The organism is Kitasatospora sp. NPDC056731 (genome assembly GCF_040687675.1).
GTDB lineage: Bacteria > Actinomycetota > Actinomycetes > Streptomycetales > Streptomycetaceae > Kitasatospora.
Map to the genome: position 1 here is coordinate 1 of NZ_JBFBNR010000071.1, position 23354 is coordinate 23354.

General features: G+C 71.8%; 24 protein-coding genes. 11 read left to right on the plus strand and 13 right to left on the minus strand.

Annotated features, from left to right (window positions below):
* The first annotated feature begins 414 nt into the window (after positions 1-414).
* Complete coding sequence (locus AB0R04_RS36985) at positions 415-1236, plus strand: protein phosphatase 2C domain-containing protein (protein WP_063348362.1); 822 nt, start codon at positions 415-417, stop codon at positions 1234-1236.
* A gap of 45 nt (positions 1237-1281) precedes the next feature.
* On the opposite strand, the gene AB0R04_RS36990 is transcribed toward AB0R04_RS36985, so the two are convergent.
* Together AB0R04_RS36990 and AB0R04_RS36995 are read right to left on the minus strand one after the other, a co-directional pair.
* Positions 1282-2232, minus strand: a complete 951-nt coding sequence (locus AB0R04_RS36990; protein WP_063348361.1) for a pirin family protein — start codon at positions 2230-2232, stop codon at positions 1282-1284.
* A gap of 126 nt (positions 2233-2358) precedes the next feature.
* Positions 2359-2793 carry an SseB family protein gene (locus AB0R04_RS36995; protein ID WP_107452894.1) on the minus strand — a complete coding sequence of 145 codons (435 nt, stop codon included), beginning with the start codon at positions 2791-2793 and terminating at the stop codon, positions 2359-2361.
* A 283-nt stretch (positions 2794-3076) separates the two neighbouring features.
* On the opposite strand from AB0R04_RS36995, the gene AB0R04_RS37000 reads away from it, so the two are divergent.
* Both AB0R04_RS37000 and AB0R04_RS37005 read left to right on the plus strand, forming a co-directional pair.
* On the plus strand, positions 3077-4906 hold the full coding sequence (locus tag AB0R04_RS37000; protein ID WP_063348359.1) for an acyl-CoA dehydrogenase: 1830 nt from the start codon (positions 3077-3079) through the stop codon (positions 4904-4906).
* A gap of 447 nt (positions 4907-5353) precedes the next feature.
* Complete coding sequence (locus tag AB0R04_RS37005; protein WP_063348358.1) at positions 5354-6664, plus strand: M18 family aminopeptidase; 1311 nt, start codon at positions 5354-5356, stop codon at positions 6662-6664.
* 88 nt (positions 6665-6752) lie between these two features.
* Here the strand turns inward: AB0R04_RS37005 and AB0R04_RS37010 are convergent, their stop codons facing one another.
* Positions 6753-8582: an NHL domain-containing thioredoxin family protein gene (locus AB0R04_RS37010; protein ID WP_363378327.1), complete on the minus strand. Its 1830-nt coding sequence runs from the start codon at positions 8580-8582 to the stop codon at positions 6753-6755.
* A 47-nt stretch (positions 8583-8629) separates the two neighbouring features.
* A complete protein-coding gene (locus AB0R04_RS37015) occupies positions 8630-9661 on the minus strand; it encodes a Fic family protein (RefSeq protein WP_363378329.1) in 1032 nt (343 codons plus the stop codon).
* 191 nt (positions 9662-9852) lie between these two features.
* On the opposite strand from AB0R04_RS37015, the gene AB0R04_RS37020 reads away from it, so the two are divergent.
* The gene (locus AB0R04_RS37020) at positions 9853-10104 is read left to right on the plus strand and encodes a hypothetical protein (RefSeq protein ID WP_363378331.1); all 252 of its coding nucleotides are present in this window, start codon (positions 9853-9855) and stop codon (positions 10102-10104) included.
* Between the two features lie 38 nt (positions 10105-10142).
* Here AB0R04_RS37020 and AB0R04_RS37025 read toward each other — a convergent pair whose 3' ends face one another.
* Positions 10143-10652: a GNAT family N-acetyltransferase gene (locus tag AB0R04_RS37025; RefSeq protein WP_063348354.1), complete on the minus strand. Its 510-nt coding sequence runs from the start codon at positions 10650-10652 to the stop codon at positions 10143-10145.
* A gap of 91 nt (positions 10653-10743) precedes the next feature.
* Between AB0R04_RS37025 and AB0R04_RS37030 the strand changes: the two genes are divergently transcribed.
* The 3 genes from AB0R04_RS37030 to AB0R04_RS37040 all read left to right on the plus strand — a co-directional run bounded on the left by AB0R04_RS37030 (position 10744) and on the right by AB0R04_RS37040 (position 12497).
* A complete protein-coding gene (locus tag AB0R04_RS37030) occupies positions 10744-11232 on the plus strand; it encodes an LURP-one-related family protein (protein ID WP_063348353.1) in 489 nt (162 codons plus the stop codon).
* A 120-nt stretch (positions 11233-11352) separates the two neighbouring features.
* The gene (locus tag AB0R04_RS37035; protein WP_363378334.1) at positions 11353-11775 is read left to right on the plus strand and encodes a DUF350 domain-containing protein; all 423 of its coding nucleotides are present in this window, start codon (positions 11353-11355) and stop codon (positions 11773-11775) included.
* A gap of 152 nt (positions 11776-11927) precedes the next feature.
* Entirely contained in the window at positions 11928-12497 is a 570-nt protein-coding gene (locus tag AB0R04_RS37040) for a GNAT family N-acetyltransferase (protein WP_363378336.1), read from the plus strand.
* 27 nt (positions 12498-12524) lie between these two features.
* Here AB0R04_RS37040 and AB0R04_RS37045 read toward each other — a convergent pair whose 3' ends face one another.
* Complete coding sequence (locus AB0R04_RS37045) at positions 12525-13580, minus strand: aldo/keto reductase (RefSeq protein ID WP_363378338.1); 1056 nt, start codon at positions 13578-13580, stop codon at positions 12525-12527.
* A 224-nt stretch (positions 13581-13804) separates the two neighbouring features.
* On the opposite strand from AB0R04_RS37045, the gene AB0R04_RS37050 reads away from it, so the two are divergent.
* Positions 13805-14803: an NAD(P)/FAD-dependent oxidoreductase gene (locus tag AB0R04_RS37050; protein WP_363378340.1), complete on the plus strand. Its 999-nt coding sequence runs from the start codon at positions 13805-13807 to the stop codon at positions 14801-14803.
* Positions 14804-14916: 113 nt separating this feature from the next.
* Complete coding sequence (locus tag AB0R04_RS37055) at positions 14917-15819, plus strand: class I SAM-dependent methyltransferase (protein ID WP_363378342.1); 903 nt, start codon at positions 14917-14919, stop codon at positions 15817-15819.
* A gap of 65 nt (positions 15820-15884) precedes the next feature.
* On the opposite strand, the gene AB0R04_RS37060 is transcribed toward AB0R04_RS37055, so the two are convergent.
* From AB0R04_RS37060 to AB0R04_RS37075, 4 genes are all read right to left on the minus strand, one after another.
* Positions 15885-16196 (minus strand): metalloregulator ArsR/SmtB family transcription factor, encoded by a 312-nt coding sequence (locus AB0R04_RS37060; RefSeq protein ID WP_063348348.1) that lies wholly within the window; start codon positions 16194-16196, stop codon positions 15885-15887.
* A gap of 183 nt (positions 16197-16379) precedes the next feature.
* Positions 16380-18113: a methionine--tRNA ligase gene (metG, locus tag AB0R04_RS37065; RefSeq protein ID WP_363378345.1), complete on the minus strand. Its 1734-nt coding sequence runs from the start codon at positions 18111-18113 to the stop codon at positions 16380-16382.
* Positions 18114-18312: 199 nt separating this feature from the next.
* Entirely contained in the window at positions 18313-18513 is a 201-nt protein-coding gene (locus tag AB0R04_RS37070; RefSeq protein ID WP_063348346.1) for a DUF397 domain-containing protein, read from the minus strand.
* Positions 18510-19361, minus strand: a complete 852-nt coding sequence (locus tag AB0R04_RS37075) for a helix-turn-helix transcriptional regulator (protein WP_363378348.1) — start codon at positions 19359-19361, stop codon at positions 18510-18512. Before AB0R04_RS37075 ends, AB0R04_RS37070 begins: the two co-directional genes overlap by 4 nt.
* Before the next feature lie 309 nt (positions 19362-19670).
* Here AB0R04_RS37075 and AB0R04_RS37080 point away from each other — a divergent pair, with 309 nt between their 5' ends.
* Positions 19671-19829 carry a hypothetical protein gene (locus AB0R04_RS37080; RefSeq protein ID WP_363378350.1) on the plus strand — a complete coding sequence of 53 codons (159 nt, stop codon included), beginning with the start codon at positions 19671-19673 and terminating at the stop codon, positions 19827-19829.
* A gap of 51 nt (positions 19830-19880) precedes the next feature.
* On the opposite strand, the gene AB0R04_RS37085 is transcribed toward AB0R04_RS37080, so the two are convergent.
* The 3 genes from AB0R04_RS37085 to AB0R04_RS37095 all read right to left on the minus strand — a co-directional run bounded on the left by AB0R04_RS37085 (position 19881) and on the right by AB0R04_RS37095 (position 22180).
* Positions 19881-20081, minus strand: a complete 201-nt coding sequence (locus tag AB0R04_RS37085) for a DUF397 domain-containing protein (protein WP_063348344.1) — start codon at positions 20079-20081, stop codon at positions 19881-19883.
* A gap of 60 nt (positions 20082-20141) precedes the next feature.
* On the minus strand, positions 20142-20771 hold the full coding sequence (locus tag AB0R04_RS37090) for a GNAT family protein (RefSeq protein WP_363378352.1): 630 nt from the start codon (positions 20769-20771) through the stop codon (positions 20142-20144).
* A gap of 125 nt (positions 20772-20896) precedes the next feature.
* Complete coding sequence (locus AB0R04_RS37095) at positions 20897-22180, minus strand: adenylosuccinate synthase (RefSeq protein WP_063348342.1); 1284 nt, start codon at positions 22178-22180, stop codon at positions 20897-20899.
* Positions 22181-22306: 126 nt separating this feature from the next.
* Here AB0R04_RS37095 and AB0R04_RS37100 point away from each other — a divergent pair, with 126 nt between their 5' ends.
* A complete protein-coding gene (locus tag AB0R04_RS37100; protein ID WP_363378354.1) occupies positions 22307-23161 on the plus strand; it encodes a diacylglycerol kinase in 855 nt (284 codons plus the stop codon).
* Positions 23162-23354: the final 193 nt, after the last annotated feature.

The window sequence follows — 23354 nt, forward strand, 5'->3', positions numbered from 1 at the left end:
GCATGGACTCCCTCCTCCGCCTTGCGATGCACGCACCCCAACGCCGCCACGCCCGCCCTCCGGGCGGACGACGGGAGTTTGAAGACACGCCCTAGGCGTGCCGGCCGCCGCGCTGTTCGTCGGGGAAGCGAGGCCCGCCGATCAGGAAGAGCAGCGCGGCGGTCGGAAAGCCGGTCGAGGCGGCCACTAGCACGATGAACTCCCAGAACATCTCCTGCTCCTCGTCAGTCCCGGGCCGCCCGGACACCCGAAGGTGATCCCAAACCTGACAGGCCCTGATTGGCCGAATTGTCCGGTCGTTATTCGACGGTATGACCGGATTGCCCCGGCTGCCACCGGGCGGCGGCGACCGGCCCGCGCCACACCGGCGCAGGGGTCTGGGCGCGGGCCGGGGGCGGCGGCCACACTGTCGGGATGCAGCTACAGCTCGCAGGGGAAGCACGGCGGCCGGACCGCGAGAGCGAGGACTTCGCGGCGGCCTCGCCGGAGGCGCTGGTACTGCTGGACGGTGCGAGTTCGCCGACCGGCCTGGAGTCCGGGTGCCGGCACGGAACCGCCTGGTACGTCCGCCGGTTGGGCGTGCACCTGCTCGCCCGGCTCACCGACCGGGTGGACCGCTCGATCGCCGAGTGCCTGGCCGACGCCATCGTGGAGACGGCCGCGCTGCACGGTGGCCGCTGCGACCTGGGCCACCCCAACACCCCCGCGGCGATGGTGGTGGCGGCCCGCCGGCACGGCGAGTCGCTGGAGTACCTGGTGCTCGGCGACTCGTTGCTGGTGCTGGAGTACAAGGACGGCCCGCCGAAGGTGATCGGGGACAACCAGCGCTTCCCCGGCGGGGAGGAACTGCGCCGGCAGGTCTGGGCGACCGTCCCCGGCTCGGCCGAGCGGGCCGCGCTGCACCTGGAGTACGCGCTGGCCGTCCGGTCCGCCCGCAACCGGGGCAACGGTCCGTGGATCGCCGCGGCCAGCCCGAAGGCGGCCGGGCACGCGGAGACCGGCTTCGTCCGGCTGGAGCGGCTGCACGCGCTGGCCGCGCTCACCGACGGTGCCTCGCGCTTCACCGAGCGCTTCGGGCTGGGGAGTTGGGCGGACGCGCTGCGACTGCTCGCCGAGTCCGGTCCGGGTGAACTGATCGCGCAGGTCCGCGAGGTCGAGCGGGCGGACGCCGCCTGCGAGCGCTGGCCGCGCGGCAAGGCGCACGACGACGCCTCGGCCGTCTACGCGCTCCTGTAGCGCGTAGACGGCCGAGGCGGTGCGGTCACCGCCGGGGCAGTGCCGTCAGTCGATCGGGTGGCCGAACCGGCCGGACTGGAAGTCCCGCATGGCCTGCTCCAGTTCGCGGTGGCTGTTCATCACGAACGGCCCGTACCAGGCGACCGGTTCGCGGATCGGCTGCCCGCCGAGCAGGATCACGTCCAGGTTGGGGTGGCGGGAGTCCTGCTTGGTGTCGGCGGTGATGGTGATGGTGTCGCCCTCGCCGAACACGGCCGCCTGCCCGGTGTGGATCGGGCGGCCCTCGGCGCCTACGGTGCCGTCGCCGTTGAGGACGTAGGCGAGCGCGTTGAAGTCCGGCCGCCACGGCAGGGTGACCTGCGCGCCCGGGGTGATGCTGGCGTGCAGCAGGGTTATCGGGGTGTGGGTGACGCCCGGGCCCCGGTGGCCGTCCAGCTCGCCCGCGATCAGCCGCAGGATCGCGCCGCCGTCCGGGGTGGAGAGCAGCTTGACGTGGCCGCCGTGGATGTCCTGGTAGCGCGGGGCGGCCATCTTGTCGGAGGCCGGGAGGTTGACCCACAGCTGGATGCCGTGGAACAGGCCGCCGGTGGCCACCAGCGACTCCGGCGGGGTCTCGATGTGCAGGATGCCCGAGCCGGCCGTCATCCACTGGGTGTCGCCGCCGCCGAGGTGGCCGCCGCCGCCGTGCGAGTCCTTGTGGATGAACTCGCCGTCGATCAGGTAGGTGACCGTCTCGAAGCCGCGGTGCGGGTGCCAGGGCGTGCCCTTGGGCTCGCCGGCGGCGTACTCCACCTCGCCCATCTGGTCCATCATGATGAACGGGTCGAGGTGCTTGGTGTTGATCTTGGCGAAGGCGCGGCGGACGGGGAAGCCCTCGCCTTCGAAGCCCTCGGGTGCGGTCGCGATGGTGAGGACCGGCCGGGCGCTGGTGGCGGCGGGGTCCGGGGTGGCGACGCGCGGCAGGGTCAGCGGGTTGTCGACGGTCACGGCGGGCATGTCGGCCTCCTTCGGGGGGTTCCTCTGGCCTACGTCCACGAGGTTAGTTCAATTCTCAACAACAAGCAAGTTGAAAGTTGAACCATATGGTGACGAAGGAGCGCGGGGCTCCTCCTCCAGGATGGGTCAGCCGTACATGCGGCGCATGGTGAAGTCGACCATCTGCTCGACCGCCTTGGCGTCGAACACCATCCGGTGCTCGCCCTCCATGTCCAGCGCGAAGCCGTAGCCGGTCGGCAGCAGGTCCAGGACCTCGGCGCCGGTGACGGTGAAGTGCTTGGAGTCCTTGCCGGCGTAGCGGCGCAGCTCCTTCAGCGAGCTGAACATCGGGATCACCGGCGTCGGCGTGTTGTGCAGCGCCAGGAAGCCGGGCCGCTCGCCGCGCGGGCAGTGCACCTTCGAGGTGATGAAGATGGCCTGGAAGTCCTCGACCGCCATCGAGCCCGTGGTGAACGCCCGGACGGCGTCCGCCAGCGACGGCGGGGAGGGCTCGGGGTAGAGGGACTGCTGGGACGCCTGCGACTGCGCGCCGTAGGCGTCGGGGCCGGGCATGCCGTTCATGCCCGGCTGCGGACCCGCCTGCTGCTGGTAGGGGTCGCCCGGGTATGCGTTCTGGTCATATCCGTACACACGGACAGGCTATCGGGAGCGCACCCGCCCGTGCGGGCGTCGATCCTGACAAGGACTGGTCGTCCCGCCTTGTGGGACGTGACCACGTTCATAGCGGATTCACCGCCAGGGGCTTGCCCAAGTTACCGCTGGGTAGCATCATGATGCGTACTGGTGGGTACGGGGCGCCCGAACGCGGCGGTCTCCCGGAAGCGACGAACCGGAGAAAACGGCCATGGGTCACTACAAGTCCAACCTGCGGGACGTGGAGTTCAACCTCTTCGAGGTGTTCGGTCGCGAGCAGGTCTACGGCTCCGGACCGTTCGCGGACATGGACGTCGAGACCGCGAAGAACATCCTGAGCGAGATCTCGCGCCTCGCCGAGAACGACCTCGCCGCGTCCTTCGTCGACAGCGACCGCAACCCGCCGGTCTTCGACCCCGAGACCAACACCGCGCCGGTCCCGGCCACCTTCAAGAAGAGCTACCAGACCTACATGGACGCCGAGTGGTGGCGTCTGGGCATCCCGGAGGCGATCGGCGGCCAGGTCACCCCGTCCTCCCTGATCTGGGCCTACGCCGAGCAGGTCCTGGGCTCCAACCCGGCCATCTGGATGTACTCCTCCGGCCCCGCCTTCGCCGGCGTCGTCCACGACGAGGGCACCGAGGAGCAGAAGAAGGTCGCCCAGCGGATGACCGACCGCCTCTGGGGCGCCACCATGGTCCTCACCGAGCCCGACGCGGGCTCGGACGTGGGCGCCGGCCGCACCAAGGCGATCAAGCAGGAGGACGGCTCCTGGCACATCGAGGGTGTGAAGCGCTTCATCACCTCGGGCGAGCACGACATGTCCGAGAACATCATCCACCTGGTGCTGGCCCGCCCCGAGGGCGGCAAGCCCGGCACCAAGGGCCTGGGCCTGTACATCGTCCCCAAGTTCGACTTCGACTGGGAGACCGGCGAGCTGGGCGAGCGCAACGGCGCCTACGCCACCAACGTCGAGCACAAGATGGGCCTCAAGGCCTCGAACACCTGCGAGATGACCTTCGGTGCCAAGCACCCGGCCAAGGGCTGGCTGCTCGGCGAGAAGGTCGACGGCATCCGCCAGATGTTCAAGATCATCGAGTTCGCCCGGATGATGGTCGGCACGAAGGCCATCGCCACCCTCTCCACCGGCTACCTGAACGCCCTGGAGTACGCCAAGGAGCGCGTGCAGGGCGCCGACATCTCGCAGTTCCTGGACAAGACCGCCCCGCGCGTCACCATCACCCACCACCCGGACGTGCGCCGCTCGCTGCTCACCCAGAAGGCCTACGCCGAGGGCATGCGCGCGCTGGTCCTGTTCACCGCGTCCGTCCAGGACGACATGGTGGCCGCCGGCCTGCGCGGCGAGCGCGACGAGGCCGCCGAGCGCCTCAACGACCTGCTGCTGCCGATCGTCAAGGGCTACGGCTCCGAGAAGTCCTACGAGCAGCTCGCCCAGTCCCTGCAGACCTTCGGTGGCTCCGGCTACCTGCAGGAGTACCCGATCGAGCAGTACATCCGGGACGCCAAGATCGACACCCTCTACGAGGGCACCACCGCGATCCAGGGCCAGGACTTCTTCTTCCGCAAGATCGTCAAGGACGGCGGCCAGGCGCTCACCGCGCTGTCCGAGCAGATCCAGAAGTTCCTCGGCGCGGCCGAGGGCGGCGACGCCCTGGCCGCCGAGCGCGAGCTGCTCGCCAAGGCCGTCGGCGACCTGGACGCCATCGTGGGCAAGCTGCTGGCCGACCTCACCTCGGTCGAGCAGGACGTCAAGAACATGTACAAGGTGGGCCTCAACACCACCCGCCTGCTGCTCGTCTCCGGCGACGTCGTCGTCGGCTGGCTGCTGCTGCGTCAGGCCGCGGTGGCCCTGGCCAAGCTGGAGGCCGGCGCCTCGGAGAAGGACGTCCCGTTCTACCAGGGCAAGGTCGCGGCGGCCCGCTTCTTCGCCAAGAACGTCCTGCCGACCGTCGCCCCGCAGCGGCTGATCGCCGAGGGCATCGACAACGAGATCATGGACCTGGCGGAGGAGGCCTTCTGAGGCCCTCGCCCCACCCGTCACCCGCCGCCGCGCCCCCAGGGGCGCCGCGAGGGGCGTGACACCTCTCCGACCGCCTGACACCACCCTCACGTCGAAGGGCCCGGCTCCCGCCGGGCCCTTCGACGTTGCCGCCCGTTCGCCGCCCCGCACGCCGCCCGTTCGCGGTCCCGCGCGCTGCCCGTTCGCCGCCCCGCACCCGTCGCCGAGTTCGCCCGTTTCGCACCTGTTGCACGGGGCCGGCGGCACGGGGCCGGGAGTGGCGATGACCGTCCGCGACCGGGGCGGATCTCTGGGTGTACGGAGTTCGGCACGGCGTCACTTCACGGTTGTGTCCTCGTTCTGCATCCGTTGGGAGGTTCCGAATTCCCTGTCCGTGTACGGGCATATGCTCAAGGTGCGAAGCCGACTCCCCATCCGGCTTCAGCCCTCCCTCGACTCAGGAGCAGTATGTCGACCGCCGCCGCCCGCCAGGCATTCTTCGACCGGACGCACAGCGACGATCTGATCGCGTTCCTCGGCACCTCGCCGTCCCCGTACCACGCGGTCGCGAGCGCCGCCGAGCGGCTGGAGAAGGCAGGCTTCCGGCAGGTCGCCGAGACCGACGTCTGGGACGGCGCCGCCGGCGGCCGTTACCTGATCCGGGGCGGCGCCCTGATCGCCTGGTACCTGCCGGAGAGCGCCCGCCCCGAGACCCCGTTCCGGGTGGTCGGTACCCACACCGACTCGCCGAACCTGCGGGTCAAGCCGGTGCCGGACACCGGCTCGGCCGGCTGGCGCCAGGTCGCCGTGGAGATTTACGGCGGCGTCCCGCTGAACACCTGGCTGGACCGTGACCTCGGGCTCTCCGGCCGCCTCGCGCTGAAGGACGGCAGCTCGCGGCTCGTCCAGCTGGACGAGCCGCTGCTGCGGGTGCCGCAGCTCGCGATCCACCTGGACCGCCAGGTCAACGACGGCATGAAGCTCGACAAGCAGCGCCACCTCACCCCGATCTGGGGCCTCGGCCCGGTCGACGAGGGCTCGCTGATCTCCTACGTCGCCGAGCGCGCCGGCGTGGACGCCGCCGACGTGGCGGGCTGGGACCTGATGACGCACGACGTCCAGCCGGCCGCCTACCTGGGCCGCGACCGCGAGCTGCTGGCCGGCCCGCGCCTGGACAACCTGCTGTCCGTCCACGCCGCCACCGCCGCACTGGCCGCCGTCGCCTCCGCCGAGGGCGCCGCCGACCTCCCGTACATCCCGGTGCTGGCCGCCTTCGACCACGAGGAGACCGGCAGCGAGTCGGACACCGGCGCGCAGAGCCCGCTGCTCGGCAACGTCCTCGACCGCACCGTCCACGCGCGCGGCGGCACCCCGGAGGACCGCGCCCGGGCGCTCGCCGGGACGATCTGCCTCTCCTCCGACATGGGCCACGCCGTCCACCCCAACTACGCCGAGCGGCACGAGCCGGGCCACCACCCGCTGCCGAACGGCGGGCCGATCCTCAAGGTCAACGTCAACAACCGCTACGCGACCGACGGCGTCGGCCGGGCGGTGTTCGCGGCCGCCTGCGAGAAGGCCGGCGTGCCGTGGCAGTCCTTCGTGTCCAACAACGCGATGCCCTGCGGCACCACCATCGGCCCGATCACCGCGGCGCGCCTCGGCATCAAGACGGTGGACTGCGGCATCGCGGCGCTGTCCATGCACTCGGCGCGCGAACTGTGCGGCGCCGAGGACCCGTACCTGCTGGCCAGCGCGATCAAGGCGTTCCTGGAGGGCTGATCCCGGGCTGATCCCCCCTCAACGGCGAAGGGGCCCGGCGGAGTACGCTCCGCCGGGCCCCTTCCGCACTGGACGGGCCACTCCAGGGCTACTCCAGGCCGGCGAGCACCAGCGGCAGCCGGCGCGCGCCGTCGGCGACCAGCTTCACCGGCACGCCCCAGTCCTGCTGGTGCACATGGCAGGCCGGGAACTCGATCTCCGGATCGTCGTCGCAGGACGCGGCCATCGCCGAGACGTGCAGCACGCCCTCGGCGACCTCCTCGGAGAGGACCAGCTCGCGCGACAGGTCGCTGTCCGCGCCCGCGCCGGAGACCAGCAGCTCGGGCGGGGTCGCGCTGACCAGCAGCCGGGTGGACGGGCCGTACCGCTCGTCCAGCTTCTGGCCGCTCGGCGCCGAGAACACCACGTCCAGCCGGAACGCGCCCGGCGCGACCTCGGTGGCCGCCCGCCGGGTGCGGTGCGCGACCGACTCGACCCGCACCGCCTCCTCCGGCAGCCGCAGCCTGGTCAGCCGGTGCCGGGCCGACTCGACCACCACGATGTCCCCGTCCACCAGGACGGCGCCGGACGGCTCGCGCAGATCGGTGGCCAGCGTGGTGACCTCGCCGCTCGCCGGGTCGAAGCGGCGCAGCGCGTGGTTGTAGGTGTCGCTGATCGCCACCGAGCCGTCCGGCAGCACGGTGACGCCCAGCGGGTGCTGGAGCAGCGCCTGCTCGGCCGCGCCGTCCCGGTGGCCGAAGTCGAAGAGGCCGGTGCCGACGGCGGTGTGGACCGTCCCGGTTTCACGTGCCCCCTCCGATCGACTGATCCACCGGATCGCGGACGTCTCCGAGTCGGCCACCCACAGCCGCTCGCCGTCCGCCGAGACCGCCAGACCGGACGGCTGGGCGAACCAGGCCTCGCCGACGGGCCCGTCCACCAGGCCCTCGTTGGTGGTGCCGGCCGCGACGCCGACCGTGCCGGCGGCCGGGTCGTACGCCCACAGCTGGTGCACGCCGGCCATCGCGATCCACACCCGGCCGTCGAACCAGGCGACGTCCCACGGCGAGGAGAGGTCCACCTCGCGGGCCGGGCCCTCGGTCGCCGAACCCTGCCACCACTGGCGGCCGGTGCCCGCCAGCGTGGTCACGGAGCCGTCCGCCAGCCGCACCCCGCGCAGCGCGTGGTTGACGGTGTCGGCCACGATCACGTCGTAGTCCGAGCCCTCCGGCAGCAGCGCCAGCCCCTGCGGCTCGCTGAACCGGGGGCTGGTGCCGTCCACCAGGCCGCGCTGCCCGTCGCCGATCCGGCGGACCACCGTCTCGCCGTCCTCGGCCAGCTCCACCAGCGAGTGGTGGCCGGAGTCGGCGACCAGGAAGTGCCCGCCGGGCAGCCGGACCGCCTTGCCCGGGAACTTGAGATCCCCCGCGGTCGGCTCCGGCGCCACGTACGGGCCGTCGCCGCGGCGCAGCGTGCCCTTCGCCGCGTGCTCGGCCTCCAACTCCTCCACCAGCCGCGCGATCGCGTGCGCGTGGCCCTCGCCCGCGTGCTGGGCGACCACGTACCCCTCCGGGTCGATCACCACCAGCGTCGGCCAGGCCCGCACGGCGTACTGCTTCCACGTCGCCAGCGCCGGATCGTCCAGCACCGGGTGGTGCACCTCGTACCGGGCGACCGCGTCCACCACGGCCTGGTGGTCCGCCTCGTGCACGAACTTCGGCGAGTGCACCCCGACGATCACCACGGTGTCCCGGTGCTTCTCCTCCAACTCCCGCAGCTCGTCCAGGACGTGCAGACAGTTGACGCAGCAGAACGTCCAGAAGTCCAGGATGGTGATCTTGCCCCGGAAGTCGGCGAGCGTCAGCTCCTTGCCACCGGTGTTCAGCCAACCGCCTGCCCCGACCAGCTCGGGGGCGCGTACACGTGCACGAGATGCCATGCCTCAATCAAACCGCACTGCGCCTGCTTGCATTCCGGGGCCGGGTGTCATGCCGTGGAACGCGGCCTGCGCTGATGTTTGGCGGCCTTGTAGGCGGCAACGGATTTACGTGACGAGCGCCAGACTCCGTCGGAGCCCTGTACGGCGTTCAGGCGGCCACGCTGTGCCGCCTGCCGGAGTGCTGCGAGGGACAGCTCTTCATCGACGAGCGCCGCGAGCGGGACCATCCTCGCGGGGCCGGCCACGTTGGGGACGATGAAACGGTTGAGATTGTCTTCCATCGCCCTGGCGATCAGCTCGCCGAGGGTGCCGCAGTCTCCGGTGTCCGCCCTGCGCAGCGCGGCCAGATAGGCGTCGCGCTGTCGCTTGAAGATGATGATCGGCGGATACCCGAGGCGGACGAGGACCAGGTTCATGACGATTCGCCCGGTTCGGCCGTTGCCGTCGAGGAACGGGTGAATTCGTTCGAACTGGTTGTGGATGCGGGCCAGTTCCTCGGGAAGCGGGCGGTCGAGCTCCGCGCTCTTCTCGATCAGCTGGCCAAGAGCGCAGACCTCGGTGACCCACTGCTCGACCTGCGCCGGCACCAGCGGCCAGCGTGGCGGCGTCATTCCCTCGGCGAAGGGGGCGATGTCGTGTTCGCGGAAGTTGCCGGGGCCTTCGCGGTCGCCCGCCTCCGGGTGGGGGGAGACGTTCCACACCGGGGTCATCGCCGTGTGGTGGATATGGCGGATCTCACCGAGGGTGATGAGGCGGCCGTCATGCCAGGCGTCGGGTTCCAGCGCCTGGCCGTAGACCCAGCGGGCGGCGTCGGCGTACCCCTGGACCTCGTTGTACTCGCTGAGCGGCTTCGCTCCGACGGCTCGACCTTGATCCAGGAGTGCTTGCACCTCGCGCAGGACCAGCGTGTTGCCCTCAAGCGCGGTGGAGTGGTGTGCTTCCTGGTGCCAGATGTCGTCCCAGATCTCCTGGGCTTCTCTGGGGCTGGGGAGTCCGCCGAAGCGCTCGTTCAGCTCGGTCAGCGCGCCGGCGAGTCGGTTGTAGACGGTACTGCGGCTGGGCCTGCCTCGTCCGGCCAACGTCGCTCTCCCCAGAGTTGATACACATCGTGAGTGGCTAATTGAACTTATCAACTCTGGGGCTGCCGAGGGGCTGACCGGTACATGTTGGTCCTGGGGCGGTAAGGGCGGCGGTCGTGGTGGGGGCGCGGGCGGGGGCGGCGGGCGTGTCGGTGGGGTGGGGGTGGGGGGTTCGTGCTGTCGTTGTCCGCATGATCACCTCACCCCTGCTCCGGTCGGCCCTGACGGTCGCGACCGCTGTCCTGCTCGCCACCGGTGCCGGCGCCGCCTCGGCGGCCGCCCGGCCCGTTCTGCGTGACGTCACCGCGGAGCAGTGCCAGGACGCCGGGGGGTGGGTGGAGGGCTCCGGGTACTGCGTGGGTGCCGAGGGCGACGACGACTGGGGGCAGCCGATCGACGGGCAGGCCGTCAACCCGCATCCGGCGCCGGGCGAGGAGGACTGAGGGCGTCAGGGCAGGGCCATGGCCGGTTCAGGTCCGGGTCAGGGTCGGGGGAGTTCCGCCTGCCAGCGGGTCTCGCCGTCCTGCTGCTCGTCGGTGGGGGTGAGGCCGAGGGCCCGGGCGACGGCGGCGGAGGCGTGGTGGTCGGGGTGGATGTGGGCGGTGACGGTGCTGACGCCGGCGGCGGCGAGGTGGGAGAGCAGGGCACGGGCGGCCTCGGTGGCCAGGCCGCGGCCCTGCCAGGGGGTGCCGACGACCCAGGCGAGATCGGCGGCCCCGGGGCTGACGGTGGTCTGGACGTAGCCGGTGAGGCGGCCGTCGGCGCGCAGCCGCAGCGCCCAGTTGCCCCAGGTCTCGGCGGGGTCGGGGGAGCCGGCGGCGAGCCGGGCGTAGCGCACGCGCAGGTCGTCGGCGGTGGCCGGGGAGCCGCCGGTGAAGGCGTGCAGGGCGGGGTCGGCGAGGGCGGCGGCCAGCTCCTCGGCGTGCTCGGGGCCGATCGGGAGGAGGTCGAGGCGCTCGCTGTGCAGCGGGGCGGTGGGGTCGGGACGCATGCCGCCATTGAACGCCCGTGTGTGGCGGTGCTTCCCGGCGGGTGGGGGGATCGGGTCGAATGGGGGTCACGTCGACACGGAGGAGGCCGCTGTGCGGTACCTGGTCAGGGAGAAGCTGTTCGCAGTCGGAGACGACTACTGGATCGAGGACGACCGGGGCCACAAGGCGTACCTGGTGGACGGCAAGGTGCTGCGGCTGCGGCACACCTTCGAGCTGAAGGACGCGCACGGGCGGGTGGTCGCGGTGGTGAAGGAGAAGGCGTTCACCGTCCGCGACGCGATGAAGATCGAGGACGCCGACGGCGAGGTGATCGCGACCGTCCGGGAGAAGCTGTTCACCCCGTTCCGCGACAAGTACCTGGTGGAGCTGGCCTCCGGCGGCGAGCTGAAGATCCACGGCGACCTGATCGACAAGGACTACCGGATCGAGAACCACCACGGCGACGACCTCGCCCGGATCTCCCGCAAGTGGTTCCGGATCCGGGACACCTACGGCGTGGAGATCGCCGACGGCGCCGACACCGGCCTGCTGCTCGCGATCGCCGCCTGCGTCGACCACCTGGTGCACGAGGAACACTGACCCCCCTGACGTCAGGGGTCCTGCTTTCCCGGTCGGCCGCCCGCCCCGGTGGGGTATCTTTTGCCAACCCTTGACCAGGCCGGTCGGGGATCGGCGAGCGGACCGGGGGCTGGGACCACGATGAACGACATCCTGCACGGGCTCGGCGCGGCGGCCGCCTACGGAGCCCTCGGGGTGGTGCTGCTGCTCCTCGGCGTCGGACTGGTGGACCTGTTGACGCCCGGCAGGCTCGGCCACCAGATCTGGGTCGAGCGCAACCGCAACGCCGCCGTGCTGCTCAGCTCCGCGCTGCTCGGCATCGGCGGCATCGTCTTCACCGCGATCATGTACACCTACGCGGACTTCGCCAAAGGCCTGGTCTCGACCGCCTGCTACGGCCTGCTCGGGCTGGTGCTGATGGCCGCCGCCTTCTGGGCGGTGGACCTGCTGACGCCCGGCAGGCTCGGCGCGATCCTGGTCGAGCCGGAGCCGCACCCGGCGGTCTGGGTCTCGGCCAGCTGCAACATCGCGGTCGCGGCGGTGGTGTCGGCCGCGATCGCCTGACGGCCCGCCCGCGCGCCCGGGAGCGCCCGGCCGCACGTTCGGCTGATGGAGTGTCGGCCGACGGGCGGCGGTGGCGTCGTCGGTGGCGAGGAGGATCCGACCGGGGTCGCCGACCTGCTGCGGCGGTGGGGCCCGGCCGGTAACGTACCGGCATGGCTGACCTTGAAGAACGCGCCAACGTCGTCGCGTCCGGCTCGCGGCAGGCCGGGGCAGGGGTGTCCGTCCGACGGCGCCGCGTCACCGACCTCGCCGACTGCGTCCGGGTGCTCGGCGACGTCCACACCACCGACGGCTACCCCGCCGACTGGCCCGACCGCCCCGCCGCCTGGCTCACCCCCGGGGGCCTGCTCGCCGCCTGGGTCGCCGAACTGGACGGCCGCCCGGTCGGCCACGTGGGCCTCTCCCGCAGTGCGCCCGGCGACGTCGCCCCCGGTCTGTGGAGCCGCCGCACCGGCGGCCGCCCGGAACTCACCGCCGTGATCGGCCGGCTCTACGTCGCCCCCACGGCGCGCGGCCACCGGATCGGCGCACGGCTGGTGGCGGCCGCCGTGGCGCACGCGCGGGCGCTCGGCCTCCACCCCGTCCTCGACGTCCTCGCCACCGCGGCCCCGGCGAACGCCTGCTACCGCCGCCTCGGCTGGACCTGGCTCGGCAGCGGCGAACAGCAGTGGGCCGCCGACCGCACGGTCGTGGTCCACTGCTTCGCCGCCCCGAGGGAGTAGCCGGCCTCCCGCGGGCGGCCGGCTCGGCTATCCCGCTGGGCGGTCCGTGGTGGGGCGGCGGCGGAGGGCGGGGGTGGTGACGGACGGGGGCTGCCAGACGCCGTCGGGGTGGTAGACGTTGGTGCCGGGCGGGACGATGGCGTCGATGCGGTCCAGGGTGGCGTCGTCGAGGACCAGGTCGGCGCCCTTGAGGGCCGCCTCCAGCTGGTCGTGGGTGCGCGGGCCGAGGATCACCGAGGTGACGGCGGGGTGCGCCAGCGGGAAGGCCACGGCCAGTTCGGGCAGGGTGCGGCCGAGGTCCCCGGCGAGGGCGGTGAAGGCCTCGACGGCCTCCAGCTTGGCCGCGGTGGTGGGCAGCGCCGGGTCGAAGCGGCCCGGGTGGATGGTCGGGCGGCCGGTGGTCAGGTCGGCCGGGCGGCCCTTGCGGTAGCGGCCGGTGAGGAAGCCGGAGGCGAGCGGGCTCCAGGTCAGTGCGCCCATGCCGAGCCGCTGGACGACGGGCAGCACGTCGCGCTCCACGCCGCGGGCGAGCAGCGAGTACGGCGGCTGCTCGGTGCGGAACCGCGGCAGGGCGCGGCGCTCGGCGACGTGGTGCGCGTCGACGATCTGTTCGGCGGGGAAGGTGGAGCAGCCGAAGGCGCGGATCTTGCCGGCCCGGACGAGGTCGCCGAGGACGGACAGGGTCTCCTCGACGTCGGTGGTGTGGTCCGGCCGGTGGATCTGGTAGAGGTCGATCCGGTCGGTGCGCAGCCGGCGCAGGCTGTCCTCGACCGCCCGGAGGATCCAGCGCCGGGAGTTGCCGCCGCGGCCGTGGCCCTCGCCCATCGGGAAGTGCCCCTTGGTGGCGAGCACGATCTCGTCGCGGTCGCCGCGGGCGGCCAGTGTCCTGCCGACGATCTCCTCGGACTCGCCGGCCGAGTACATGTCGGCGGTGTCCACGAAGTTGATGCCGTGGTCGAGCGCGGTGTTGATGAGCCGGGCGCAGTCGTCGTGGTCGGGGTTGCCGATGGAGCCGAGCATCATCGTGCCGAGGCAGTAGGTGCTCACTTCGATGCCGGTGCCGCCGAGGACGCGGTAGCGCATGGTGCTGCTCCCCCTGGTGGTGGGTCGGTGGTGCGTCAGAGGCTAGGAGTTGGAGTGCACTCCATGGCAAGGGTCGGTCCGGATCCCCGTCCACTCGGGGAGCCCGGGCCCGTGGCGCGGAGCGGACGGGCGGCGGCCGGTCGGGGTGTGTCGTTTGCGGAAACGGCAACAAAGCTTGCCGATATGGCTGGTCCGGTCGCAGCCTGGCGGTGGAGGTGAGCGCCATGGGCGACACGATGAGGACGACGGGGCCGACGGCCCCCCGGGACGAGTACGACGCGGTGGTGGTCGGCGCGGGCGCGGCCGGGCTGAGCGCGGCGCTGGTGCTGGGCCGGGCCCGGCGCCGGGTGGCGGTGGTGGACGCGGGCCAGCCGCGCAACGCCCCCGCCGCCCACATGCACGGCTACCTGAGCCGGGACGGCATGCCCCCGGCGGCGCTGCTGGAGGTCGGCCGGGCGGAGGTCGCCGGCTACGGGGTCGACCTGATCGACGCCCGGGTCGACCACGTCGAGGGCGTCGCGGACGCCGAAGGCGCGGGGACGAGCTTCGCCGTCCACCTGGCGGGCGGCCCCGTGCTGCACGCGCGCCGGATGGTCGTCGCCACCGGCCTGCGCGACGGACTCCCGGAGCTCCCGGGCCTGCTCGAACGCTGGGGCCGCGACGTGCTGCACTGCCCGTACTGCCACGGCTACGAGGTCCGCGACCGCCCGCTCGGCGTGCTCGGCACCGGCCCGGGCGCGGTCAACCAGGCGCTGCTGCTCCGTCAGTGGTCCGCGGACGTCGTCCTGATCACGCACACCCTCACGCCGACCGGGGCCGAGCGGGAGCGGCTCGCCGCCCGCGGCGTCCGGGTCGTCGAAGGCCGGATCACCCAGCTGGTGACGGACGCCGACCGGCTGCGCGGCGTGGAACTCGCCGACGGCCGGGTGGTGCCGCGCGAGGCCGTGTTCGTCTTCCCGCAGCCGGTGCCCCGGGACGCGCTGCTCTTCGGCCTGGAATGCGCCCGGGACGAGAACGGCTGGGTCACCACCGACCGGGCCGGCCGCACCAGCGTCCCCGGCGTTTGGGCGGTCGGCAACGTCGCCGACCCGCGGGCCCAGGTCGTCGTCGCCGCCGGGATGGGCGCGGCGGCGGCGTTCGACCTCGACCACGACCTCGTCGCGGAGGAGATCGGACGGGCGGTCGCCGAACACCGCGCGTCCGGCGCCGCCGTTCCCGCCTGAGCGGGGAAGCTCCCCCCGGCTCCCCCCGGCACCTTCGCCCGGCGTCACCCTTCCGACCGCAGCGCCTTTCCGACCGCAGCACCCTTCCGTCACCCACGATCGGAGAACCCACGATGTCCGAACACCAGCAGCAGCACGGCCAGGGGCACCAGCACGGGCACCACCACGGCCACGTCCCCGCCGCCGACTTCGACTGGGACGTCCTCGCCGCCCACCTGGAGCGGGAGGCCGACCTGCGCGCCCCCGCCATCACCGGGGCCGCGCAGTGGCTGCGGTCCCTGCACGGCGAGGCCGACGGGGTGCGGAGGGTCCTCGACGTCGGCAGCGGGCCCGGGGTGATCGCCGGATTGCTCGCGGACGCCTTCCCCGAGGCCGAGACGGTCGCCGTGGACCAGTCTGCCGCCCTGCTGGAGCGCGCCCGGGCCCGTTCCGGCGGCCGTCTGAGCACCCAGCAGGCCGATCTGCCCGCCGAGTTCGGCAAGCTCGGCGAGGCCGACCTGATCTGGTCCGGCAACGCGATCCACCACCTCGGCGACCAGCAGGCCGCCCTGACCTCCCTCGCCGCGACGCTCCGGCCCGGCGGCCTGCTGGCCGTCGCCGAACGCGGCCTGCCGCTGCGCTACCTGCCGCGCGACTTCGGTCTCGGCCGGGCCGGCTTCCAGGCCCGGCTCGACGCCGTGCACGAGGACGGCTTCAGCACCATGCGCGCCGAACTGCCCGGCGCCACCGAGGAGGTGGAGGACTGGCCGGCCATGCTCACCCGCGCCGGTCTGACCGCCAGCGGCACCCGTACCTTCCTGATCGACCACCCGGCCCCGCTCGCCCGCCCCGCCCGCGAGCACCTCCACACCCAACTCGCCCGTCTGCGCGACCAGCTCGCCGACAACCTCGCCCCCGAGGACCGCAGCACCCTCGACGCCCTCCTCGCCGAGGACACCCCCACCGGCATCCTGAACCGCCCGGACGCCTTCTTCCTCTCGGCCATGACCGTCCACACCGCCCGCAAGGCCGCCTGACGACTACGGAGCCCGGGCCGGCCACAGCCGGGCGGGGGCTCCCCCGCCCCGGCTGCGGCAGAGGCCTACAGGGTGTGGCCGAGAGCGGTGATGAGGGCGGCGATGCGGGCCTCGTCGCGGCGGTAGTGGGTCCATTTGCCGATGCGGGTGGCGCGGACGAGGCCGGCGCGCTGGAGTTCGGCGAGGTAGGCGGAGACGGTGGACTGGGCGAGGCCGGCCTTGGCCTGGATGTGGCTGACGCAGACGCCGACCTCGCGCGGGTCGGCGACCGCTTCCTCCAGGGGGAAGTGGCGTTCGGGTTCGCGCAACCATGCCAGCAGTTGCAGGCGCGTCGGGTTGGCGATCGCCCGCAGGGCGGTGACCAGGTCAACATCCATGGCTGGAAGCGTATCGGCGTGTTACTGCAGGGCCTCGGCGAGCCGACGCCGGTCAGTGGGGCAGTGCGGTGCCGCCCGGCGGGGTGCCGATGACCTGGACGAACCATCGGTGACGGGACGTCAGATTCCCTCTGGTGTCGGGAGGGTGGCGGACGGCCCGGGCCCCGGGCCGTCCGCCGGGGCTCAGCCCTCCTGGCCGCCGAAGCGGGTGGTCCAGGTGGCCAGGTCCTCGTCGGTGATCTTGGCGAACAGCACCGGCGGCACGGTGAACGCCGTCCCGGCCGGCACCAGGTCCAGTGCCCGCGCCTGCTCCGGGCCGACCCAGGACAGGCCGGCCGCCGGAGCGTCCCCCGGCAGGGCGAAGGCGCCGCGCATCGCCGCCGCCGCGGTCGGGATGAACGGCTCGGAGACCACCGCGTACAGCTGGATCAGGTTCATCGCGGTGCGCAGGGTCAGCGCCGCCGCGTCCGGGTCGGTCTTCACCTGGAGCCAGGGCGCCTTCTCGTCCAGGTAAGCGTTGCCCGCGCTCCACAGCGCGCGCAGCCCCTGCGCGGCCTTGCGGAAGTTGAGTGCGTCCAACTGGGCCTCGTACTCGGCCAGTAGGGCGGCGATCTGCTCGCCGAGGCGCTGTTCGGCCTCGCCGGGCGCGTGGCCGGCCGGGACGGCGTCGCCGAAGCGCTTGCGGCTGAAGGTGAGCACCCGGTTGACGAAGTTGCCGAGGGTGTCGGCGAGGTCCTTGTTGACGACGGAGGCGAAGAGGTCCCAGGTGAAGCTGGAGTCGTCCGACTCGGGGGCGTGCGCCATCAGGAAGTAGCGCCAGTAGTCGGCCGGCAGCAGTTCCAGGGCGACGTCGGTGAAGATGCCGCGCTTCTGGCTGGTGGAGAACTTCCCGCCGTAGTACGTCAGCCAGTTGAAGGCCTTGACGTAGTCGACCTTCTTCCACGGCCGGCGCGAGCCGAGGATCGTGGCCGGGAACATCACGGTGTGGAACGGGACGTTGTCCTTGGCCATGAACTCGGTGTACCGGACGCTGTGGTCGGCCTCGTACCACCAGGACTTCCAGTCCCGGGACTGCCCGGCCGGGGCGGCGTCCGCCCACTCCTTGGTGGCGCCGATGTACTCGATCGGGGCGTCGAACCAGACGTAGAACACCTTGCCCTCGGCCGCCAGCTCCGGCCAGACGTCGGCCGGCACCGGGACGCCCCACTCCAGGTCGCGGGTGATCGCGCGGTCCTGGAGGCCTTCGGTGAGCCATTTGCGGGCGATCGAGGAGGCCAGCACCGGCCAGTCGTCGCCGTGGGCGGCGATCCACTGCTCGACCTCGTCGGTCAGCTCCGACTGGAGCAGGAACAGGTGCCTGGTCTCCCGGACCTCCAGGTCGGAGCTGCCGCTGATCGCCGAACGCGGCTCCAGCAGGTCGGTCGGGTCCAGCACCCGGGTGCAGTTCTCGCACTGGTCGCCGCGCGCCTTGTCGTAGCCGCAGTGCGGGCAGGTGCCGACGATGTAGCGGTCCGGCAGGAAGCGGCCGTCGGCGTTGGAGTACACCTGCCGGATCGCGCGCTCCTCGATGAAGCCGTTGCGCTGGAGTTCGCGGGCGATCTCCTGGGTGATCTCGCGGTTCTGCGGGGAGGAGCTGCGGCCGAAGTGGTCGAAGGACAGCCCGAAGCCGTCGTACACCGTCTTCTGCGCGTCGTGCGCCTGGGCGCAGAATTCGGCGACGGGCAGCCCGGCCTCCTGCGCGGCCAGTTCGGCGGGCGTGCCGTGCTCGTCGGTCGCGCAGATGTAGAGCACCTCGTGGCCGCGCTGGCGCAGGTAGCGGGAGTAGACGTCCGCCGGGAGCATCGACCCGACCATGTTGCCCAGGTGCTTGATCCCGTTGATGTACGGAAGGGCGCTGGTGATCAGGTGCCGAGCCATCCTCGGATGCTCCGATTTCTCCCGCACGCGCACCCCACCCGGAGTGCTGTGCCAGGCGCAGGGGTCCACTGTGGGCTGCCAAGCCTACCGCCGCCGGGCCGGGAGGGCGGTGCGGTTCAGGGGTGGGTGCGGTTCAAGGGCGGTGCTGCTCGGGGGCGGGTGCGGCTCGGGTGCGGTGCTGCTCAGGGGCGGGTGCGGTTCAGGGCCCGACGGAGTCGCTGTACCGGTCGAACTCCCCGGCCTTCACCCCGCGGACGAACGCGGCCCACTTGCGCGGCGTGGTCCGGACGACGATCTCGGGGCGGTCCGACTCGCGGATCTCCACCAGGCCGTCGGCGGCTCTGATCTCGACGCACTCGTTGCTCTCGCCGCTGGACGAGGACTTCCGCCACTCAGTCATGAGAAGTCTTTCAGTAAGGCCCGGATGAAGTCCCGGGACTCGGCCGGCCCGAGGGCGACCGCGGCGGTCTCCTCCTTGATCTGTCGGTAGGTCTGCAGTTCGGTGTCGAGGTGCACGAACTTCGGCCCGTTCGAGAGGTCGATCTGCACGGTGTCGAGCTCGGGAACGGGCCCGCGGGCGAGGTAGAGGCTCTCTCCGGACCCGGGAAAGGTGTCGACGCTGAACGGGATGGTCCGGATCTCCACCCCGGGCCGCTCGGAGTCCTCCAGCACGCCGAGCAGCTGGTCGCGCAGCACCACCGCCCCGCCGAACTGCATGCGCAGCGCGGATTCGTGGATGTACGCGGCGTACGGCTTCGGGCGTTCGGTGAACAGCCGCTGGCGCTGGATCCGGAATGCCGTGCGGGCTTCGGCGTCCGGCTGGGGCAGGGGCGGCCGGATCCGGGCGAACACCGCGGAGGCGTACGCCGAGGTCTGCAGCAGTCCGGGGATGAAGGTGGTGTGCAGGATGGCCAGCGACTCGGCGTGGTGTTCCATCTCCGCGATGTCGATGAGTCCGCCGGGCAGCCGGCCGCGGTAGCCGTCCCACCAGTACTTGCGCCGGTCCTGCGTCATCGCGAGCAGCGCGTCGAGGTAGGGGCCGTCGGCGCAGTGGCAGGTGCGGGCCCAGAGCCGGAGCCGTTCGGCGCTGATGCCGGACTTCCCGTTCTCCATCTGCGAGATCTTGGGCAGGTCGGTGCCCAGGGTGGCGGCCAGGCTCTTGGGCGTCACGCCCACGCGTTCGCGCATCTTGCGCAGCTCGATGCCAAGGCGCTGCTGACGCACGGTCGGCGACAAGCGGGGTGGCATGACTCTCTTCTCCGGATCGCGGCTCGGGTCGATGCTTCCGGTGAAGTGTGCCGTGCTTACCCGGCCCTAGCTACTGAAATGGGGGATACCCCACGATGGAGTGAACGTTCTCCCACTCGGTAGCAAGTCTTGCACCTCGACCCTATGGTCGATCCCGCGTCAGTCACTGACTTGTTGTGGCCTAAACAGCCGCCAATCAGCCGTAAATACACACCAGATGCATGGTCGGCACGCTCGACATCACCGACCGGAGACTGTCATGCCGCTTCCGCTGCTTCTCGCCCCCGCCCACCACATTCCCGCTACCCGGTGAACGGCCTGCTCGTCGCCGGTTTGTCCGCACTCCTGCTCGCCGTGCTATTCGTCGGCTGGCTGGTCTGGCTGGTCAACGCCCAACCCCGCGAACCGCGTTCCGCAAAACACGAGTTCGTCGTCCGCCATTCCTCCGCCGCCGTCGAGAAGAAATAGCGCGCGGCAGCGGTGGCCCCCCGCCGGGAGGGGGGCCACCGGAGGGTGCGGTCAGCCGTCGCCGAAGTGGTCGAATTCGCCGCGCTTCACGCCCTCGATCCAGAGCGCGAACTTCTGCGGGGTGGTGACGATGATCGCGTCGGGGCTCTCGGATTCGCGGACCTCGATCAGCCCCCGTTCGTTGACGGACACCTCCACGGAGTCACTGCCGTCCCGGGTGCTGCTGGTGGACTTCTGCCACTGCTGGGTCATCGGTTGCCTTCTCCCATTCCGGTTCCTGCCTGGCACCCTGGACAACTCCCGGGGGGCCGTTCAGGAACGGGGGCGCACGGAGGGTTCGGCACCGCGCGAAAGGCGCTCGACGAGGCGGATCCGGGCGGTGGGCCACTCGTCGGCGAGCATCGAGAAGTAGGCGGTGTCGCGCCACACGCCGGTGTCGCGCCGCTTCTCGCGGCGGTGGACGCCCTCGTACTGGGCGCCGAGGCGCAGGATCGCGTTGCGGGAGCGCTCGTTGAGCGCGTCCGTCTTCCAGTAGACCCGGCCCATGCCCAGGTCGTCGAAGGCGTGGGAGAGCAGCAGCAGCTTGGCCTCGGTGTTGACGGGCGTGCGCCAGACCGAGCGGGCGTACCAGGTGCCGCCGATCTCGACGACCTCGTCGACGGCCCTGACGTCGTAGTAGCCGGTGACGCCGACGGCCCGGCCGCTGGGGAGGTCGATCACGGCGAACTTCACCGCCGATCCGGCCGCCACCTCGGCGAGCCGGGCGTCGAGGATCGCGCCCAGTTCCTCCTCGGTCGCGGGCGGGAGGGAAGGGATCCAGCGCCAGACCTCCGGGTCGGGGCCGACGCCGGCCCACAGGTCGGGCAGGTGGTGGCGGCCGAGGGGCTCCAGGCGGATGTGGCGGCCGGTGAGGGTGACGGGTGTGGGCGGCTGTGCGGTCATGCCGGAAAGGTAGCGCCACGCTGCACTAGATGCAATGAACTTCTGCGCTAGTGCAAAATTGGCGGAGCGGGCAAAGCGAAGGGCCCTGCGGGACGTGTCCCGCAGGGCCCTCGACCGGATCAGGCTCAGATGAACGAGTTGATCTGGATCGTCTCGTCGCGGCCCGGGCCGACGCCGATGGCGGAGATCGGCGCGCCGGACATCTCCTCCAGCGCCTTCACGTACGCCTGCGCGTTCTTCGGCAGCTCGGCGAAGGTCTTGGCCTTGCTGATGTCCTCGGTCCAGCCCGGCAGCGTCTCGTAGATCGGCTTGGCGTGGTGGAAGTCGGACTGGTTGTACGGGAGTTCCTCGACCCGCTTGCCGTCGATCTCGTACGCGACGCAGACCGGGATCTGCTCCCAGCCGGTGAGCACGTCGAGCTTGGTGAGGAAGAAGTCGGTGAGGCCGTTGACCCGGGTCGCGTAGCGCGCGATGACCGCGTCGAACCAGCCGCAGCGACGGTCACGGCCGGTGGTGACACCGCGCTCGCCGCCGATGCGGCGCAGCGCCTCGCCGTCCTCGTCCAGCAGCTCGGTCGGGAACGGGCCCGAGCCGACGCGGGTGGTGTACGCCTTCAGGATGCCGATGACCCGGTCGATCTTGGTCGGGCCGATGCCGGCGCCGGTGCAGGCGCCGCCCGAGGTCGGGTTCGACGAGGTCACGAAGGGATACGTGCCGTGGTCGACGTCGAGCAGGGTGCCCTGGCCGCCCTCCAGCAGGACGACCTTGTTCGCCTTGAGCGCCTGGTCCAGGACGAGGGTGGTGTCGGCGAGGAAGGGCTTGATCTTGTCCGCGTAGCCGAGGTACTCCTCGACGACCAGCTCGGCCGGGATGGCGCGGCGGTTGTACAGCTTGACCAGGATCTGGTTCTTGTCGTGCAGCGCCGCCTCGATCTTCTGGCGCAGGATCGACTCGTCGAACAGGTCCTGGACCCGGATGCCGACGCGGTTGATCTTGTCCGCGTAGGTCGGGCCGATGCCGCGGCCGGTGGTGCCGATCCGGCGCTTGCCGAGGAAGCGCTCGGTGACCTTGTCCAGGGTGCGGTGGTACGGCGTGATCAGGTGGGCGTTGCCCGAGACCAGCAGCTTCGAGGTGTCGATGCCGCGGTCGTTCAGGCCGCTCAGCTCGGAGAGCAGCACGCCCGGGTCGATGACGACGCCGTTGCCGATGACCGGCGTCACGTTAGGGCTGAGGATGCCGGAGGGGAGCAGGTGCAGGGCGTACTTCTGGTCGCCGATGACCACCGTGTGACCGGCGTTGTTGCCGCCCTGGTAGCGGACGACGTAGTCGACGGAGCCGCCGAGGAGGTCGGTGGCCTTCCCCTTGCCCTCGTCCCCCCACTGAGCGCCAACGAGCACGAGTGCCGGCACAGGCGTACACCCCTTCCGGTTGGGGCATCCTGCGTAGGCCGCAGTCTGCCCCGAGATAGACGAAGCCCCTGGCGCAGTAGCGCAAGGGGCTCTTGCACCGAGAGATTACCTGAGGAAGGACCGGTCGTGTCGTCCCTGTCCACGCCCGCAACCGGCGGCCCCGAGCCGCTCCTGCTGCTCCTCGACCCGGCGGCCCGGCACACCGACGGCGAGTCGGTGCGGATCGCGAAGGACGTGCTCTGCGGAGGCGCGGACGTCAAGGTGGTCTTTCCGGAGAGCCCGTCCGAACTCGACCGGGTGCTTTCGCACCGGGGTCGGCGGCGACCGGTCGTGATCGGTTCCGACCTGGCGTTGCAGCGGGTGCTCCAAGCCCTGTACCGCCAGCGTGAGCTGGGCGCGGATCCGGTGGGCATGGTTCCGGTCGGCCGGTCGGAGGAGCTGGCCGCGGCCCGCGCGCTCGGGGTGCCGGGCGAGCCGGTCCGGGCCGCGCGGGCGGTGCTGTCGGGTGCGGCGCGCAAGCTCGACCTGCTGGTGGACGACGGCGGCGGGGTGGCGCTGGGAGGGGTGCGGATCACCGGTGCCGGGACGCGGCGACCGGCCGGCCGTACGGGTGGTTGGCGTTCGCTATGGGCGAAACTGGCTGCGGCCGAGCAGGCGAACGCACTCACGGCGGACGGCCGGTCCTGCGCCGAGCACAATCCCCGGGTCCGGGTCGAGGCCGACGGCCGGCTGCTCGCCGACGTGCACCGGCCGGTGCGGCTGGTCCAGCTGACCCTGCCGGGCGTCGAGGCGGACGGCGCGGGCGTGCTGGAGGTGGTGATCCGCGCGCCCGGCGCCCTGGTGCGCGCCCGGGCGGAGAGCGTCTCGGTGGTCGGGCGCGGCTTCGGCTACGAGGCGGACGGCCACCCCGTCGGTCCGGTCCGCGCCCGCACCTGGACGGTCCACCAGGGCGCCTGGGGCCTGTTGCTGCCCGCCGCGTGACGCCGGGGTGAACCCCGGGTGAGCAGGCTCACTTTCGCCGCCGCCCCGACTCCCGGCACTCCGCACACGGAATGCCCCAACAGGCGCGAACCACAAGGCCAACCGCCCCCGGCCGGAATTCCCCCCACCCGAAATCCCCACCTGGTAAGGGGTTTTGTCTACGCGCGTTACCGGCCGGTCGCCAGACAATCCC

Bases quoted from the DNA above. Each gene is read 5' to 3' on its own strand.
- AB0R04_RS36985 (WP_063348362.1), top strand. From the start codon at position 415: ATGCAGCTACAGCTCGCAGGGGAAGCACGGCGGCCGGACCGCGAGAGC.
- AB0R04_RS36990 (WP_063348361.1), bottom strand. From the start codon at position 2,232: ATGCCCGCCGTGACCGTCGACAACCCGCTGACCCTGCCGCGCGTCGCC.
- AB0R04_RS36995 (WP_107452894.1), bottom strand. From the start codon at position 2,793: ATGAACGGCATGCCCGGCCCCGACGCCTACGGCGCGCAGTCGCAGGCG.
- AB0R04_RS37000 (WP_063348359.1), top strand. From the start codon at position 3,077: ATGGGTCACTACAAGTCCAACCTGCGGGACGTGGAGTTCAACCTCTTC.
- AB0R04_RS37005 (WP_063348358.1), top strand. From the start codon at position 5,354: ATGTCGACCGCCGCCGCCCGCCAGGCATTCTTCGACCGGACGCACAGC.
- AB0R04_RS37010 (WP_363378327.1), bottom strand. From the start codon at position 8,582: ATGGCATCTCGTGCACGTGTACGCGCCCCCGAGCTGGTCGGGGCAGGC.
- AB0R04_RS37020 (WP_363378331.1), top strand. From the start codon at position 9,853: ATGATCACCTCACCCCTGCTCCGGTCGGCCCTGACGGTCGCGACCGCT.
- AB0R04_RS37025 (WP_063348354.1), bottom strand. From the start codon at position 10,652: ATGCGTCCCGACCCCACCGCCCCGCTGCACAGCGAGCGCCTCGACCTC.
- AB0R04_RS37035 (WP_363378334.1), top strand. From the start codon at position 11,353: ATGAACGACATCCTGCACGGGCTCGGCGCGGCGGCCGCCTACGGAGCC.
- AB0R04_RS37040 (WP_363378336.1), top strand. From the start codon at position 11,928: ATGGCTGACCTTGAAGAACGCGCCAACGTCGTCGCGTCCGGCTCGCGG.
- AB0R04_RS37045 (WP_363378338.1), bottom strand. From the start codon at position 13,580: ATGCGCTACCGCGTCCTCGGCGGCACCGGCATCGAAGTGAGCACCTAC.
- AB0R04_RS37050 (WP_363378340.1), top strand. From the start codon at position 13,805: ATGGGCGACACGATGAGGACGACGGGGCCGACGGCCCCCCGGGACGAG.
- AB0R04_RS37055 (WP_363378342.1), top strand. From the start codon at position 14,917: ATGTCCGAACACCAGCAGCAGCACGGCCAGGGGCACCAGCACGGGCAC.
- AB0R04_RS37060 (WP_063348348.1), bottom strand. From the start codon at position 16,196: ATGGATGTTGACCTGGTCACCGCCCTGCGGGCGATCGCCAACCCGACG.
- metG (WP_363378345.1), bottom strand. From the start codon at position 18,113: ATGGCTCGGCACCTGATCACCAGCGCCCTTCCGTACATCAACGGGATC.
- AB0R04_RS37070 (WP_063348346.1), bottom strand. From the start codon at position 18,513: ATGACTGAGTGGCGGAAGTCCTCGTCCAGCGGCGAGAGCAACGAGTGC.
- AB0R04_RS37075 (WP_363378348.1), bottom strand. From the start codon at position 19,361: ATGCCACCCCGCTTGTCGCCGACCGTGCGTCAGCAGCGCCTTGGCATC.
- AB0R04_RS37085 (WP_063348344.1), bottom strand. From the start codon at position 20,081: ATGACCCAGCAGTGGCAGAAGTCCACCAGCAGCACCCGGGACGGCAGT.
- AB0R04_RS37090 (WP_363378352.1), bottom strand. From the start codon at position 20,771: ATGACCGCACAGCCGCCCACACCCGTCACCCTCACCGGCCGCCACATC.